12 protein-coding genes are annotated in these 16,467 nt (G+C 32.8%); 9 read left to right on the top strand and 3 right to left on the bottom strand.

Annotated features, from left to right (window positions below; genetic code table 11):
• Positions 1 to 8 precede the first annotated feature (8 nt).
• Together Y10_RS08155 and Y10_RS08150 are read left to right on the top strand one after the other, a co-directional pair.
• Positions 9 to 2,180 (top strand): endonuclease MutS2, encoded by a 2,172-nt coding sequence (locus Y10_RS08155; protein WP_281764894.1) that lies wholly within the window; start codon positions 9 to 11, stop codon positions 2,178 to 2,180.
• On the top strand, positions 2,180 to 2,599 hold the full coding sequence (locus Y10_RS08150) for a thiol-disulfide oxidoreductase DCC family protein (RefSeq protein WP_281764893.1): 420 nt from the start codon (positions 2,180 to 2,182) through the stop codon (positions 2,597 to 2,599). Before Y10_RS08155 ends, Y10_RS08150 begins: the two co-directional genes overlap by 1 nt.
• Here Y10_RS08150 and Y10_RS08145 read toward each other — a convergent pair.
• Complete coding sequence (locus tag Y10_RS08145) at positions 2,596 to 3,729, bottom strand: Pycsar system effector family protein (protein WP_281764892.1); 1,134 nt, start codon at positions 3,727 to 3,729, stop codon at positions 2,596 to 2,598. The two genes, Y10_RS08150 and Y10_RS08145, sit on opposite strands and share 4 nt — an antisense overlap.
• 255 nt (positions 3,730 to 3,984) lie before the next feature.
• Between Y10_RS08145 and uvrA the strand changes: the two genes are divergently transcribed.
• The 7 genes from uvrA (at position 3,985) to Y10_RS08110 (ending at position 15,151) form a co-directional block, all read left to right on the top strand.
• The gene (uvrA, locus tag Y10_RS08140; RefSeq protein ID WP_281764891.1) at positions 3,985 to 6,819 is read left to right on the top strand and encodes an excinuclease ABC subunit UvrA; all 2,835 of its coding nucleotides are present in this window, start codon (positions 3,985 to 3,987) and stop codon (positions 6,817 to 6,819) included.
• 1 nt (position 6,820) lies between these two features.
• Positions 6,821 to 7,513, top strand: coding sequence for an LOG family protein (locus Y10_RS08135; RefSeq protein WP_281764890.1), 693 nt, complete (start codon positions 6,821 to 6,823; stop codon positions 7,511 to 7,513).
• A 113-nt stretch (positions 7,514 to 7,626) separates the two neighbouring features.
• Positions 7,627 to 8,181 (top strand): ClpP family protease, encoded by a 555-nt coding sequence (locus Y10_RS08130; protein ID WP_281764889.1) that lies wholly within the window; start codon positions 7,627 to 7,629, stop codon positions 8,179 to 8,181.
• Between the two features lie 31 nt (positions 8,182 to 8,212).
• A complete protein-coding gene (locus tag Y10_RS08125; RefSeq protein ID WP_281764888.1) occupies positions 8,213 to 11,038 on the top strand; it encodes a gluzincin family metallopeptidase in 2,826 nt (941 codons plus the stop codon).
• A gap of 172 nt (positions 11,039 to 11,210) precedes the next feature.
• Entirely contained in the window at positions 11,211 to 13,619 is a 2,409-nt protein-coding gene (locus Y10_RS08120) for an alpha-ketoacid dehydrogenase subunit alpha/beta (RefSeq protein WP_281764887.1), read from the top strand.
• 78 nt (positions 13,620 to 13,697) lie between these two features.
• Complete coding sequence (locus Y10_RS08115) at positions 13,698 to 14,735, top strand: GMP reductase (RefSeq protein ID WP_281764886.1); 1,038 nt, start codon at positions 13,698 to 13,700, stop codon at positions 14,733 to 14,735.
• 44 nt (positions 14,736 to 14,779) lie between these two features.
• Entirely contained in the window at positions 14,780 to 15,151 is a 372-nt protein-coding gene (locus Y10_RS08110) for a DoxX family protein (protein WP_281764885.1), read from the top strand.
• A 2-nt stretch (positions 15,152 to 15,153) separates the two neighbouring features.
• On the opposite strand, the gene Y10_RS08105 is transcribed toward Y10_RS08110, so the two are convergent.
• Positions 15,154 to 15,348 (bottom strand): hypothetical protein, encoded by a 195-nt coding sequence (locus Y10_RS08105; RefSeq protein WP_281764884.1) that lies wholly within the window; start codon positions 15,346 to 15,348, stop codon positions 15,154 to 15,156.
• 75 nt (positions 15,349 to 15,423) lie between these two features.
• Complete coding sequence (gene holA / locus Y10_RS08100; protein WP_281764883.1) at positions 15,424 to 16,425, bottom strand: DNA polymerase III subunit delta; 1,002 nt, start codon at positions 16,423 to 16,425, stop codon at positions 15,424 to 15,426.
• Between the last annotated feature and the right edge of the window lie 42 nt (positions 16,426 to 16,467).

Here is a 16,467-nt window from a genome sequence, read left to right as displayed (position 1 = left end):
ATTAGACAATGCTCAGAATACATAAAAAAACATTACAAGACCTTGAGTTTTCAAAGGTTCTAAATCAAATATCAGATTATTGCAACACCGACCTTGGTAAAGATGCGGCTTTAAAAATTGTACCTTATGCTACCGAGGAAGAATTATATTCTGGCCTGTATAAAACACATGAGTACGTAGCCTCATTTGATAATAATAATGCCATACCAAATCATTATTTTGAAGCTATTAACCAAGAGTTACAATTATTAGGTATTGAAAATTCCTTGATTGAAATTAACGGTTTCAGAAAAATTAATGCGCTTTCTAATACGGTAAACCTGCACTTAAGTTTCTTTAAAAAATTCAAAGAGTACTACCCTACTCTTTTTGAATTATCGGACACCATAGAGTTTACTACTGCTATTATAGAAAAAATAGAAAGTGTTATAGACCGTTTTGGAGAAATTAAAGACAATGCCTCTCCTTCCCTATTAAACATCCGTAGAGAGATGAATAGCGTGAAAGCTAAAATTAACCAAAGTTTTGGTGCCGCACTAAGCATGTATAATGGTGGTGGTTTTCTGGATGATATTAGAGAAACCGTTGTAGAAAACAGACGTGTTTTAGCAGTAAAAGCTATGTACCGCAAGCGTGTAAAAGGTACCGCCTTGGGTACATCTAAAACGGGCAGTATTATTTATATAGAACCACAAGCTACAGAACAGTTTTCCAGACAATTGGTAAACCTACAGTTTGATGAACGTGAAGAGATAAATAAAATATTAAAAGATTTAACCAATTTCCTTAGACCGTTTTATGGACTATTAAATGCCTACCAATCTTTCCTAACCACTATAGACGTGGTTGCTGCTAAAGCTAAGTATGCACAAAGTATGAATGGTATTCTTCCTAAAATTAATAAGGAAAGAACCTTAAATCTTATAGATGCTTACCACCCTTTATTATTGTTATCTAATAAAGCTAAAAGAGCAGTAACTTACCCTCAAACAATCACTTTAAATGACGATAATAGAATTATTGTTATTTCTGGGCCAAATGCAGGTGGTAAAAGTATTACCTTAAAAACCATTGGGTTGTTACAAGTAATGCTGCAAAGCGGTATGTTATTACCAGTGCACGAACGTAGCGAAGTTTGTTTGTTTGAGCGTGTGTTAACAGACATTGGAGACAACCAATCTATAGAAAATCATTTAAGTACGTATAGTTACCGCTTAAAAAACATGAATTTCTTTTTACGAAAGTGCAATGCCAAAACTTTATTTTTAATAGATGAGTTCGGTACCGGATCTGACCCTGAATTGGGTGGGGCTTTGGCAGAAACGTTCCTAGAAGAATTTTACCATCGTAAGGCATTTGGGGTGATTACTACCCACTATGCTAATTTAAAAATGTTAGCCAATGAATTGCCGAATGCTACTAATGCTAATATGTTGTTTGACCGTAAATCTTTAGAACCAGAATTTAAACTTATTATTGGTGAAGCTGGTAGTTCATTTACATTTGAAGTGGCTCAGAAAAATGGTATTCCTTACGGATTAATTAACAGGGCTAAAAAGAAAATTGAACGTGGTAAGGTTAGGTTTGATGCTACCATTGCTAAACTACAAAAGCAACGTAGTAAAATGGAGAAAACTTCTACCCAGTTAGCAGAAGAAGAAGTAAAAGCCCGTGAAGAAGCTAAAAAACTTGAAAACTTAAATGAACGTATTCAAACCAAGTTAGAGAGTTACCAACAGTTATACGACCATAACCAACGTATGATATACTTAGGTAACAAGGTGAACGAAGCTGCGGAACGCTACTTTTATGGGAAAAAGAAAAGAGCTCTTATATCTGAACTTTTACACATTATTGAAACGGAGAATAGCAAACGAAAAGTAAAAACGAAAGAAGAGAAAAAAGAAGCTAAAAAACTTACTACTGTTGTTGCTAAAGAAGTAGAGAAAAAAGTTGAAGTAATAAGAGAAAAGAAAAAAGAAGAAAAGAAACAGGTAGAACAAAAAGAAAAGCTAAAACCAAAACATATTTTTAAAGTTGGTGATCGAGTACGTTTACCTGACGGTAAAGCTGTAGGTACTATAGATATTATTGAGAAAAAGAAAGCTGTTATTAATTATGGTTTCTTTACAACCAATGTAGCTATTGATCAGTTAGAACTTGTAGAGGCTAAAAAATAATGGAATTACCTAAACATAAACATATCGTACTTTTTGACGGCGTTTGTAACCTATGTGACAACGCCGTTCAACGTATTATTAAAAATGATAAAAAAGATCTGTATCGCTTCGCCTCTTTACAAAGTGATTTAGGACAAAAACTAACCAAAGAAAGAGGTATTGATACTGACAAGTTAGATTCCATTATACTAATAATACCCGGTAAGGCATACTACATTAAAGCAGATGCTGCACTTGAAATAGCCAAAAATCTAAGAGGCTGGTATGCTATTTTAGGTATCTTTAAAAGTATTTTACCATCTTCCATCACTAATAAAGTATATGATTATATTGCTAAAAACAGATACAAATGGTATGGTAAAAAAGATACCTGCATGATACCAACACCCGAATTGAAAGCTAAGTTTTTAGACACCTAATTGTACATATTAAAATAGATAACATACATCATGGTAGAAATTACAATTCCTATCATAAAAACTACATAGGTATATTGTAATATTCTGTACTTCTTAGCTACTACCTTCCCTAAATAATAAAGGTCTTTGGTGAGTGAACTATATATTAAATCTCCATCTTGTAACAGTTTATCCATAGCTCTCTCATAGTCTTGTAGCTTTACTCTATAAAAATTACCAAAAAATAAAATGTTCACCTTTTTATGGGTAAGCTCTTCATAAGAGAATTTTCCTTTTGTAACTCTTGGCCTTGTGGCAATAACCGAAAGTATAATAGACAATACGGTAAAAACAATAAACACTAAGGTAGGAACATATAAAAAGTGGTTAGACGGATTATCTAACTTCGGAAATATTCTAGAAAAAATAATAGATATAACAATGGCATTAACCGAGAGCAAAATATGTGCCTTTCTATCTGCATTATCACTCAAAGAAATATGATTTCTAAGGGTTATTCTAAACACCGTATCCTTCCCCTTTTCTATCAACTTTTCATTTTGCTTTTCTTCTCTAGAAAGTACTTTTAAATAATTAAATCGCACCTTAGTTTCCCAATTTCTAATAGCATAGTAGGTATAAAACTGCACATGATTTAAATATCCTTTTACATGAGCTCCCCATTCATCATTGCTTAGTTTTCTATTTTTAATAGACTCCTCTTGCACTCGCCATAACTGATATAATTCATTAAAATTCTTAGCAAAAAAGAAATGAAAAGAAACATCATTCATAATTTCCTCTAACAAATTAGAAGGTCCGTTTTTATAATTTGTAACAGCTACTAAAGCTAATACTTCATTAATAAACGCAGCCTCATAACCAGCATCTACCATGTATTCTTTGGCTAAATGTACACTAGTCTCTCCCCCTACTTCTAAATCTTTATAGTACCCCACTGCATGCAACCATACCGCTAACTTAAGTTTTAAAATTTGTTGTTCATCTTTAATTTTTTCGGCTTCAATTAACGTATCAAGTGCTTCTGCGGCAAACACTGTATAGGTATAATTATGAAATATAAAAGATGATTCATAATATCTTTTATACATTTCAAAAACTGCAGTTTTACATTTTTTAATTTCTTTCATAATTAAGTTGCTTAAAAGAGTACTAAATTAGTCTTAGGCAAGTCCACGATAAAATGTTCTTGTAATGTTTTAGAAATACATACGAGTGATACCCATATCAAAAGTAAAAATAACTTCACTAAGGACTTCCATTTATCTTAAATATTTTCATTTTACTGTTAAGAATCTTAAATGCTTGTTAACGTTACGCATTATCCGCCAAAGCAAAATAAAGTTTGTATTCAAATTTGTATTTTTGCGGTTTGCAGTATTACTATGAAGACATTTGACGATTATATAGAAGTTCAAGGAGCGAGAGTTCATAATTTAAAGAATATAGATGTATCTATTCCCCGAGAAAAGTTAGTAGTTATTACAGGACTTTCTGGGAGTGGTAAATCTTCCTTAGCATTTGATACTATCTATGCCGAAGGACAAAGAAGATATATAGAAACCTTTTCTGCTTATGCTCGTCAGTTTTTAGGAGGATTAGAACGCCCGGATGTTGATAAAATAGATGGGTTGTCTCCTGTTATTGCAATTGAACAAAAAACCACCTCTAAGTCACCACGTTCTACTGTTGGTACCATTACTGAAATTTATGACTTTCTAAGGCTACTTTATGCAAGAGCCAGTGATGCCTATAGTTATAAAACAGGTGAGCAAATGGTTAGCTACTCTGATGAGCAAATAAAAGATTTAATTATAAATGATTTTAAAGGGGAACGTATTAATATATTGGCTCCGGTAATTAGATCTAGAAAAGGTCATTACAGAGAGCTTTTTGAACAAATTTCTAAACAAGGTTTCTTAAAGGTAAGAGTAGACGGAGAAATTCAAGACCTAGAACATGGTATGAAGGTAGACCGTTACAAAACACATGACATTGAAATTGTTATTGATAGACTACAAGTTACCGAGGGTGAAGAGTTTGAAAAGCGTTTAATGGAAAGCATTAACACAGCCATGTACCATGGAGATGATGTAATGATGGTGATTGCTCATGGTGCAAAAGAAGCTCGCTTTTTTAGTAGAAGCCTAATGTGTCCAAGTTCGGGTATATCATATCCTACTCCAGAACCTAACACTTTTTCCTTTAACTCTCCAAAAGGAATGTGCCCTAACTGTAAAGGGCTAGGATTGGTACATGAAGTAAACATTGATAAGATTATTCCTAACAAGAAAATATCTATAAAAAACGGAGGATTAGCTCCTGTTGGTGAATATAAAAAGAGTTGGATTTTTAAGCAGTTAGAACTAATTGCAGAACGTTTTGAATTTAAACTTACCGATCCTATAAGTGACATCCCGGAAGAAGCTATGCAAATGATTTTGCACGGGGGTAAAGAAAAATTCTCTGTAGTTTCTAAAGTAATGGGTATTACCCGAGATTATAAAATTGATTTTGAAGGTATCATCAACTTTATAACTACTCAGTATGAAGAAAGTAATACTTCTTCAATAAAGAGATGGGCTAAAGAGTTTATGGACAAAAACGATTGTCCGGAATGTAATGGTAGCAGACTTAGAAAAGAATCGTTATACTTTAAGGTAAATGGTCTAAACATTTCTGAGCTAGCACACATGGATGTGGTAGACCTTGCTAATTGGTTTGAAAAACTTCCTAAAAAACTATCTAAAAAACAATTTGCCATTGCCGAAGAAATCTTAAAAGAAATTAAGGCCCGTATAAGTTTCTTGTTAGATGTAGGTTTAGACTACTTAACGTTAGACAGAAGTTCTAAATCATTATCAGGTGGTGAAGCACAACGTATACGTTTGGCTACTCAAATTGGTTCGCAACTAGTAGGGGTATTATATATTTTAGATGAGCCAAGTATTGGGTTACACCAAAGAGATAACGAAAGACTTATCAAATCGTTGGTTTCTCTACGTGATATTGGTAACTCTGTGTTAGTGGTTGAGCATGATAAAGATATGATTGAACAGGCCGATTATGTGATAGATATTGGCCCTAAAGCTGGTAAACATGGTGGAGAAATAATATCTCAAGGTACTCCTAAAGAGATTATGAAACACCATACCTTAACCTCTGACTATATAAGTGGCGAAAGAGAAATTGCTATACCTGAAGAGCGTAGAAAAGGAAATGGAAACGAAATAAAACTTAATGGATGTACGGGTAATAACCTTAAAAACATAAGTGTTACTTTTCCATTAGGTAAAATGATTGGGGTTACTGGTGTTTCTGGAAGTGGTAAATCTACTCTAATTAATGAAACCCTATTCCCTATTTTAAATGCTCACTTTTTTAATGCATTAAAAAAACCAAAACCTTATAAAAGTATAAAAGGTTTAGAGCATATAGATAAGGTTATTGATATTAACCAGTCTCCTATTGGTAGAACTCCACGTTCTAACCCTGCTACGTACACAGGTGTTTTTAGTGAAATAAGAACTTTATTCACCAAAACCCCTGAAGCTATGATTAGAGGTTACAAACCTGGCAGATTTAGTTTTAATGTTGCTGGCGGACGCTGTGAAACTTGTAAAGGTGGAGGTTTAAAAGTTATTGAAATGAACTTTTTGCCAGATGTATATGTAGAATGTGAAACCTGTAATGGAAAACGATTTAACAGAGAAACCCTAGAAATTAGATACAAGGGAAAATCTATTGCAGATGTTTTAGAAATGACCATTGATGAAGCTGTAGACTTTTTTGAAAACATTCCGAAAATATATCGTAAATTAAAAACTATTAAAGATGTTGGTTTAGGGTATATTACCCTAGGGCAGCAATCTACTACCCTATCTGGTGGAGAGGCACAACGTATTAAATTAGCCACTGAACTTTCTAAAAAAGATACCGGTAATACTTTCTATATACTAGATGAGCCTACCACAGGTTTACATTTTGAAGATATTAGAATATTAATGGATGTTTTAAACTCTTTGGTTGATAAAGGAAATACCGTTTTAATTATAGAGCATAATCTAGACGTTATAAAAATGGTAGATTACATTATTGACATAGGTAAAGAAGGCGGAAAAGGCGGTGGAGAGTTACTGGCTACAGGAACACCCGAAGAAATAATTAAAAATAAGGAAAGCTACACAGCTACTTTCCTAAAAAAAGAATTGAAATTATAATATGAAAAGTAACGAAAAACATTCTAAAAGCTGGAATGAAATAAAAACGAACGACTCATGGGCATTGTTCAAAATTATGAGTGAGTTTGTAAACGGATTTGAAAAAATGAGTCAGATTGGTCCATGTGTATCTATATTTGGTAGTGCACGTATTAAACCAGACCATCCTACCTATGAATTAACAGAACGAATTGCAAAAAAAATAGTAGAAGCTGGCTATGGCGTAATTACCGGAGGAGGCCCTGGTTTAATGGAGGCAGGTAACAAAGGTGCTCATTTAGCTAACGGAACCTCTGTAGGTTTAAATATTGAACTTCCGTTTGAACAACATTACAACCCTTACATAGACAGCGATAAAATGATGGACTTTGATTACTTTTTTGTTAGAAAAGTAATGTTTGTAAAATATTCACAAGGTTTTGTTGTAATGCCAGGTGGCTTTGGAACCATGGATGAATTATTTGAGGCTATTACCTTAATACAAACAGGAAAAATAGATAAATTCCCTATTATACTTGTAGGTACTAAATTTTGGGGTGGTTTATTTGAGTGGATTAAAGAAACTTTATTCAACCAATACAAAAATATAAGTGAAAAAGATTTAGACCTTGTAAAGATTGTAGACCATGAAGATGAGGTAGTTGAAATACTGGACGATTTTTACAAAGAATATAATTTGAGTCCTAACTTTTAATTTCAAAAAATTAAAAGTAATTTACTAAAGTTTTATTTTTATTTACATAATAAAAAACATTAGAAAACTTAGTACACTATTATAAAAGGTATATTGTCGTAATATAAAAAACAATGAGTAAAAAGAAAATACAAGAAGCAATTGATGAAAAATTGCTAGAACAAAGAAAAGTATTTCTTTGGGGACAAGTAGATGATAATTCTGCAAAACATGTTATTGACAGGTTAATGTATTTAGAATTAACCGCTCCTGGTACAGAAATTCAATTAATAATTAATAGCCCTGGTGGGTACGTAACTTCAGGTTTTGCTATTTATGATACCATGAAAGGTATTAGCAGTCCGGTTTCTACTATTTGTACAGGATTTGCAGCCTCTATGGGGTCTATCCTTTTATCAGCTGGTGAAAAAGGAAAAAGATTTATAATGCCAAACGCAAGAGTTATGATTCACCAACCTAGTGGTGGAGCAAGAGGTCAGGCCTCTGACATAGCTATTCAGATGGAAGAAATTGTTAAAACAAGAAAATTAAGTGCCGAAATATTAGCAGAAAATTGTGGCCAAACCATAGAAAAAGTAATGAAAGACTTTAACAGAGATTATTGGATGTCTGCAGAAGAATCATTAGAATATGGTATTGTAGATCAACCGCTAGACAAATTAGTCTAATTACATTTTTGTTAATTCAGCACTCAATTGAATGACATACGCACTAAAAACTAACGTTTATATACATATAGTACTTCTGTCCTTTTGCTGTTTTTTGAGCAAAAGCGGTTTTGCTCAGGAAGAACAATCCATTACGGCAACTTTACATGAAGATTTAAAGGCTATAAATATTCAGCAAACATTAGTTTTTACCAATCATACAAATGATACCTTAAACCAGATTTATTTGTATGATTGGAACAATGCGTACCAAAATAAAAACACGGCGCTGGCCAAAAGGTTTGCAGAAGAATTTGATAAAAGTCTTCATTTTGCAAATGAGGAACAAAGGGGTAGCACCCAAATTATATCTATTATAGATAAAACCTACAAAACGCTTTCTTGGAAAAGATTAGAAGCAGATGATTTAATTAAAGTGCAATTAAAATCTCCTGTGTACCCTAATGAAAGCTACACCTTAAACTTAACCTATACTACCAAATTACCTTCTGCTGAATTTACAGGATATGGCTACGATAAGTTTGGCAATATTAAGCTAGAATATTGGTACCTAGCCCCTATTCCTTACAAGGATGATTGGAAACTCTACAGTAACATGAACTTAAACGACATGTACGTAGAAAAAAGTAAGTACAAGGTTAACTTCAACTATCCAAACACATTATTTCTTACATCTAATGCTGCTGTTACTTCTAAAGAAACTGTTGGTACTTACAGGCATGTTCAACTAGAATATGATGAAGTAAAAAATATAAAACTATACTTTGAACCGTTTAAAACGTTCACTGAAATTGAAACAGATAATATTGTTTTTACTAGTAATATAGAACCCGAAAACATTTCAGAACCTGTTTCTTACCTATCTATAGATAAGGTGAGCCGTTTTTTACAAGAGTACATACCGCAAAAAAAGAAAATAAGAGTTCTCATCTCTGAAAGTGATTACCGTAAAAACCCTATTTATGGTTTAAATCAGTTACCCTCATTTTTAGCTCCTTTTCAAGATCAGTTTTTATATGAATTAAAACTTTTAAAAACTACGCTGAGTAGCTATTTAGCAGAAAGTATAGATGCCGACCCTAGAAAAGATAAATGGGTTTACGATGCAATAGAAACGTATTTGATGATGCAATTTATAGAGGATTACTATCCTGACATGAAACTTGCTGGGAATTTTTCTAATGTATGGGGATTAAAAAGCTTTCACTTTACTCAAATGGATTTTAATGAGCAATATCAAATGTACTATATGCTCATGGCTAGAAAGCACATTGATCAACCGCTAGATACCTCAAGAGATTCCTTATTAAAATTTAATAATAACATTGCTAACAAATATAAAGCTGGTATAGGCTTAAAATATTTAGATGATTACTTAGAACAGCAAATGTCTGTTTCTTTAATCAAAGACTTTTTACTAAGCAACCAAAAAACAAAAGAACACTTTAAAAACCTAATCATTAGTAAGTCTGATAAAAATGTTGATTGGTTTTTCAATGATTATCTTAGCACAAATCATAAGATTGATTATACCATAAAATCAGTTAAAGAAAAAGGAGATTCATTAGAGGTTAAAATTAAAAATAAGCAAAAAGCAGAAGTGCCTATTTCCATCTATACCTTTAAAAACAAAAAGCTTTTACATAAATATTGGTTAACTGATATTAAGAACAACAAAACCTTTACAATTCCTAATAATGGAGAAGATAAGTTTGCTTTAAATTATGAAAAAGTAATTCCTGAATACAATCAACGAAATAATTACAAGTCTACTAAAGGCTTATTCAATCATAAACCTTTACAATTTAGATTATTTCAAGATGCAGAAGATCCTAATTACAACCAAGTATTTTTTATGCCAGAGTTTGGCTTTAACCTTTACGATGGTTTTATTTTAGGAGCTAAAATGTATAATAAAACACTTTTAACTAAGCCCCTGCTCTACTCTATTAAACCTCAATACGGTTTTAACTCCAATGATTTAGTTGGAGGAGCTTCTATACAATACAGACAATTTATAGACAATTCTAATTTATTTCTTGTCAATTATGGCTTATCAGGTAGCTACTATCATTATGCAGAGGGTCTAGTATACAAATCCTTTACCCCTTCTGTAAGTTTTACGTTTAGACCTAAAGACCTAAGGTCTAATAAAAGACAAATTTTAAATTTTAGAGCGGTAAATATTGAACGTGAAAAAGATACCTTAGTTGAACTAGAAAACCCAAGCTATACTGTTTTTAATGCTAGGTACCTTAACTATAATAACAATATATTAAATTATCATTCTTGGTTTGTAGATGCGCAAGCTGGTTCTAAATTTTCTAAACTTTCTTTTAATTACGAGTACCGAAAATTATTTGATAATAACAGACAAATTAACATTCGGTTCTTTGGAGGAAAATTTCTTCATAATAATACTAATACCAATTATTTTGATTTTGCTCTAGATAGGCCAACAGATTATTTATTTGATTATAACTATTTAGGTCGTTCAGAAAGTACAGGTATTTTTAGTCAACAATTAATAGTTGCTGAGGGTGGTTTTAAATCAAAACTTACACCACAATATAGCAATGATTGGATGCTAACAAGCAATTTTAGTACAAGTATTTATAGATGGATTGAAGCCTATGGAGATCTGGGGTTGGTTAAAAATAAAAACATTCCTACCAAGTTTGTTTATGATTCTGGTATTCGTTTAAATTTGGTTACCGACTATTTTGAATTGTACTTACCTGTATATTCTAACAACGGATGGGAAATAGCACAACCACATTATGCTAATAACATTCGTTTTATTGTTACCCTTTCCCCTAAAGCCCTTACAGGTCTATTCACCAGAAAATGGTTCTAAGCCCTATAGATTTCAAAAACCTCAATAAATCACAATAATTTAAAACATTTTTAAGAAAAATTTATTTTTACAAGGGTTAAATTATATAATTAACAAATTGTAAAGAAAAGTAAAATTGCAAATCATCTTTCGATTTGGTATATTTGCACCATCAATCTAATTTTTCTAAACTATGCAAGAAAATCCTGAAACTAAGAACATCACCTTCCAAGATTTCAAACAAGAAATATTATCAGACTATAAAATTGCCGTTACAAGTAGAGAATGTAGTTTATTAGGAAGAAGAGAAGTACTTACAGGAAAAGCTAAATTTGGAATTTTCGGAGACGGAAAAGAAGTTCCTCAATTAGCCATGGCAAAAGCTTTTAGAGATGGTGATTTTAGAAGTGGGTACTATAGAGACCAAACTTTTATGATGGCGCTTGATTTATATAGCATTGAAAACTTTTTTGCCGGATTGTATGCACATACCGATTTAGAAGCTGACCCAATGAGTGGTGGTAGACAAATGGGTGGACACTTTGCTACACACAGTTTTGATGAAAATGATGATTGGAAGAACTTACTTCAACAAAAAAACTCTAGTTCAGATATATCTCCTACCGCTGGTCAAATGCCTCGTTTAGTTGGTTTAGCACAAGCATCTAAAATATACCGTCATGTTAAAGGTATAGATGCTAGTAAATTTTCTGATAATGGAAACGAAGTAGCTTGGGGTACAATAGGTAATGCTTCTACATCTGAAGGTATCTTTTTTGAAGCCATTAATGCTGCCGGGGTTATGCAAATACCTATGGTAATGTGTGTATGGGACGATGATTATGGAATTTCTGTACCAGCTAAGTACCAAACCACTAAAGAAAGTATTTCTGAGATTTTAAAAGGTTTTCAAAGAACTGAAACAGAAGCAGGATTTGAAATATTAACTGTAAAAGGTTGGGACTACCCTACTCTTGTAGAAGTTTTTGAAAAGGCTTCTGAAATTGCCAGAACAGAACATGTACCTGTTTTAATTCATGTACAAGAATTAACACAACCACAAGGACACTCTACCTCTGGTTCTCATGAGAGATATAAAAGCAAAGAGCGTTTAGCTTGGGAAAGAGCACATGATTGTAACGCAAAAATGCGCCAATGGATGATTGAAAACGGTATTAGTACCGATGAGGAATTAGAAGCCATTGAAAAAGATATAAAAAGATTAGTTAGAGAAGGTAAAAAACGTGCATGGGCTAATTTTATTAACCCAATAAAAAACGAAAAGAAAGAGCTTACCGCTATCTTAAACAAAATAGCGAACTCTAGCCCTAATAAAGCCTTTGTTAATAAGCTTAAAAATGATCTTATTTCAATTGACGAACCTAGTAGAAAAGATACCTTCTCTACGGCTCGTAAAACATTGAGATATATTAGCAATGAACAAACAGCTGAGGCTAACGAACTAAGAAATTGGATAAAAAATATAACAGCAGAAATTCAACCTAAGTATAGCTCTCTTTTATATAGTGAAAGTAAATATTCGCCATTACACGTAAAAGAAGTAAAACCTACTTATTCTGAAGATTCTGAAACGGTAGATGCTCGTATTATCTTAAGAGAAAATTTTGATACTATTTTTTCTACCTATCCAGAAGCTCTTGTTTTTGGTGAAGATAGTGGAAACATAGGAGATGTAAACCAAGGGCTTGAAGGCTTACAGGAAAAATATGGGGAATACAGAATTTCTGATACAGGAATTAGAGAAGCAACTATTTTAGGGCAAGGTATTGGTTTAGCAATGCGTGGACTACGCCCAATTGCTGAAATTCAATACTTAGATTATCTAATGTACGCATTACAAATTATTAGTGATGACTTAGCTACACTTAGCTACCGAACATTAGGTAAACAAAAAGCTCCATTAATTATTAGAACCAGAGGACACAGATTAGAAGGTATATGGCATGCAGGATCTCAAATGGGTGGTATAATTAACCTTACCAGAGGTATGTACACTTTAGTACCTAGAAATATGACCAAAGCCGCTGGTTTTTATAATACGCTTTTAGAAGGAGATCAGCCTGCTTTAATTATAGAATGTTTAAATGGGTACCGTTTAAAAGAACAAATGCCAGATAACCTTTCTGAAATAAGAACCCCAATTGGAGTTGTAGAAACGGTTAAAGAAGGTACTAATATTACCGTTGTAACGTACGGTTCTACGCTTAGAGTAGTTGAGCAAGCAGCCAAAGAATTACAAACTGTAGACATTAATATTGAAATAATTGATTGTCAATCGTTAATTCCTTTTGACCTTAACCACGATGTAGTTAAGAGCGTAGAAAAAACAAACAGACTTTTAGTGGTAGATGAAGATGTGCCAGGTGGTGCTTCTGCATATCTATTACAAGAAATAGTTGAAAAACAAGGCGCCTACCAATATTTAGATAGCGCACCGCAAACATTAGCAGCGCAAGAGCATCGTCCTGCATATGGTACAGACGGAGATTACTTCTCAAAACCGAATGTTGAAGATATTTTTGAAAAAATTTATGCTATAATGCATGAAAGTAATCCTACAAAATATCCAAAACTTTTGTAACTTGTATTCAACTTAAAATAAAATATTAAAATCTCGTCTCTACGAGATTTTTTTATGTCAATATATAAAGATTGAAACATGAGAATAGAAAATGAATTAAAATTAGGGTTTAAAGATGTAATGATTCGCCCTAAAAGATCTACTTTAAAGTCTAGAAGTCAGGTTACTTTAGAAAGAGAGTTTAAATTTTTACATAGTCCAAAAACTTGGACAGGAGTTCCTATTATTGCTGCAAATATGGACACCGTGGGTACTTTTGAAATGTCAAAAGAATTGGCTAAACAAAATTTAATTACAGCCGTACATAAACACTATTCACTGGAAGATTGGAAAAACTTTATGAGTAACGCCAATGAAAATGAATATAAAAATATTGCCGTTAGTACTGGTACTGGTGAAGCCGATGGTGAAAAACTGAAAAAAATTATAGAGACACACCCTGAGCTATCCTTTATATGTATTGATGTAGCAAACGGATATTCTGAGCATTTTACAGAATTTCTTAAAAGAACAAGAGATCTCTATCCTGATAAAATTATTATGGCAGGTAATGTGGTTACTGGCGAAATGGTTGAAGAACTTTTACTTTCTGGAGCAGATATTGTAAAAGTTGGTATAGGCCCAGGAAGCGTATGTACTACCCGTATTAAAACCGGAGTTGGTTATCCGCAACTATCAGCTATTATAGAATGTGCAGACGCTGCACATGGATTAGGCGGACAAATTATCTCTGATGGTGGATGTAAAATACCAGGAGATGTTGCCAAAGCATTTGGTGGTGGAGCAGATTTTGTGATGCTTGGTGGTATGTTAGCAGGACACACAGAAAGTGGAGGTGAAATTATTGAAGAAGATGGTGTGAAATACAAAAAATTCTACGGTATGAGCTCTGAGACAGCCATGGAAAAACATGCAGGTGGTGTAGCAGAATACAGAGCTAGCGAAGGTAAAACAGTACAAATACCATACAGAGGAGATGTTGCACATACCTTACAAGACATACTTGGCGGTTTAAGATCTACATGTACTTATGTAGGCGCAGCAAGACTTAAGGAATTAACTAAAAGAACTACATTCATTAGAGTTCAAGAGCAACACAACGAAGTTTTTAGTTAAATTCTGTATATTAAGCATATTACTAATTAACACTCTCATACATTATGAAAAATTTAACTGACATTGGCCTACTCATTTTAAGAGTAGCAGCATCGTGCTTAATGATGGTGCATGGATACCAAAAATTACAACTTTTATTAGATGGTGGCGGAAAAGAATTTCCGGCACTAATAGGTAGCGGTTCTGTATCATTGGTATTAGCTGTTATAGGAGAATTTTTAGCTCCTCTATTTATCATTGTTGGCTTTAAAACAAGATTTGCCGCTATACCAGCAGCAATAACAATGGCGGTGGCTGCATTTTATGTACATGCATCAGACCCATTACAACAAAAAGAATTAGCATTAATTTACTTCTTTATCTTTTTAGGACTGGCATTTACAGGTGCTGGTAAAATAAGCATTGATAAAAAGTAAGCTTAAAACTTTTCTTTTAATTTTTTAAATCCTGTAATACTAAGTACAATGAGCGCTATGGCCAATACAACAAGTAGAACTGCTATAGCACCAGAAATTACACTTGTAAAGAAGAATACAAGAATTCCTAAGGCTACTAGAACCATTAAAATTCTTATGCTATAATCAAAAACGGTTAATTTTGTATTTCTATTCATAATCTCTATTTTCTTTTACACTAAGGTACATACCTAAGAAAAGAAAATAGAGATTTTTTTATTTCTGTAACACACTTATAACATCACTTTAACCAATAGCTCTTTAAGTAAGTCTGCCATATCTGCATTAGAGCCTACACCCTTTGTTTTAACATCTATATCTCTTAAGACAGCAACAGCATAACTAACTTTTTTCATTGGATAATTTCTTGCAGCCGCTTGATAATCACTCACAAAATATGGATTGATTTTTAAAGCTGAAGCTACATTTTTAGGAGAATGATTGTTTAACCCATGATATTTTAAAAGTTGGGAAAAAAACATAAAAAGCATAGTAACCGTTACTATAATAGGATTGTCTTTTGGATTTTGCGCAAAGTGAGTAATAATTTTAGTAGCCTTCACAACATCTCTATCCCCTATTGCTTTTCTCAGCTCAAAATTGTTAAACTCTTTACTTATACCAATATTCTCTTCTATTATTTCTGGGGTAATTTGACTTTCTTTAGGTAGTATTAATTGTAGCTTTTCTAACTCCTTTGCTATTCTACCTAAATCATTACCTAAAAATTCTACTAACATTTGAGAAGCTTTTGGAGTAATTGCATATTTCTGGCCTGCCAACACCTTACGTATCCAATCGGCTACCTTATCTTCATACATCTTCTTACTCTCAAAAATAACTCCGTTTTTCTTTACTGCCTTGTATAGTTTTTTACGCTTATCAATAGTTTTGTATTTATAACACATAACCAGTACGGTAGACTCTAACGGCTTTTCAGCGTAAGCTACCAAATTCTCAATGGTTCTAGATAACTCCTGTGCTTCCTTTACAATAACAACTTGTCTATCAGCCATCATAGGATATCTCTTAGCATTCCCTACAATATCATCTACAGTTACATCTCTACCATATAGTACCATTTGGTTAAATCCACGGTCGGCTTCATCTAAAACATTATTGGCTATATAATCAGAAATTCTATCTATATAATAAGGTTCATCACCCATTAAAAAATAAATAGGAGCCAATTGTTTATTCTTTATATCAGTAACTATTTGTTTTACTTCATCCATTAAACGTACACATTGTTATATTTGCATCTATAAATGCCAGTA

Origin of the sequence: Neptunitalea lumnitzerae, assembly GCF_027924185.1 — a bacterium.
Taxonomy (GTDB): Bacteria; Bacteroidota; Bacteroidia; order Flavobacteriales; family Flavobacteriaceae; genus Neptunitalea; species Neptunitalea lumnitzerae.
This window is presented reverse-complemented; position numbering and strand designations above follow the sequence as displayed.

Excerpts from the sequence above, each read along its gene's own strand:
- Y10_RS08120 (WP_281764887.1), top strand. The coding sequence starts at position 11,211 with ATGCAAGAAAATCCTGAAACTAAGAACATCACCTTCCAAGATTTCAAA.
- Y10_RS08115 (WP_281764886.1), top strand. The coding sequence starts at position 13,698 with ATGAGAATAGAAAATGAATTAAAATTAGGGTTTAAAGATGTAATGATT.
- Y10_RS08105 (WP_281764884.1), bottom strand. The coding sequence starts at position 15,348 with ATGAATAGAAATACAAAATTAACCGTTTTTGATTATAGCATAAGAATT.
- Y10_RS08150 (WP_281764893.1), top strand. The coding sequence starts at position 2,180 with ATGGAATTACCTAAACATAAACATATCGTACTTTTTGACGGCGTTTGT.
- Y10_RS08130 (WP_281764889.1), top strand. The coding sequence starts at position 7,627 with ATGAGTAAAAAGAAAATACAAGAAGCAATTGATGAAAAATTGCTAGAA.
- Y10_RS08145 (WP_281764892.1), bottom strand. The coding sequence starts at position 3,729 with ATGAAAGAAATTAAAAAATGTAAAACTGCAGTTTTTGAAATGTATAAA.
- uvrA (WP_281764891.1), top strand. The coding sequence starts at position 3,985 with ATGAAGACATTTGACGATTATATAGAAGTTCAAGGAGCGAGAGTTCAT.
- Y10_RS08155 (WP_281764894.1), top strand. The coding sequence starts at position 9 with ATGCTCAGAATACATAAAAAAACATTACAAGACCTTGAGTTTTCAAAG.
- Y10_RS08125 (WP_281764888.1), top strand. The coding sequence starts at position 8,213 with ATGACATACGCACTAAAAACTAACGTTTATATACATATAGTACTTCTG.
- holA (WP_281764883.1), bottom strand. The coding sequence starts at position 16,425 with ATGGATGAAGTAAAACAAATAGTTACTGATATAAAGAATAAACAATTG.
- Y10_RS08110 (WP_281764885.1), top strand. The coding sequence starts at position 14,780 with ATGAAAAATTTAACTGACATTGGCCTACTCATTTTAAGAGTAGCAGCA.
- Y10_RS08135 (WP_281764890.1), top strand. The coding sequence starts at position 6,821 with ATGAAAAGTAACGAAAAACATTCTAAAAGCTGGAATGAAATAAAAACG.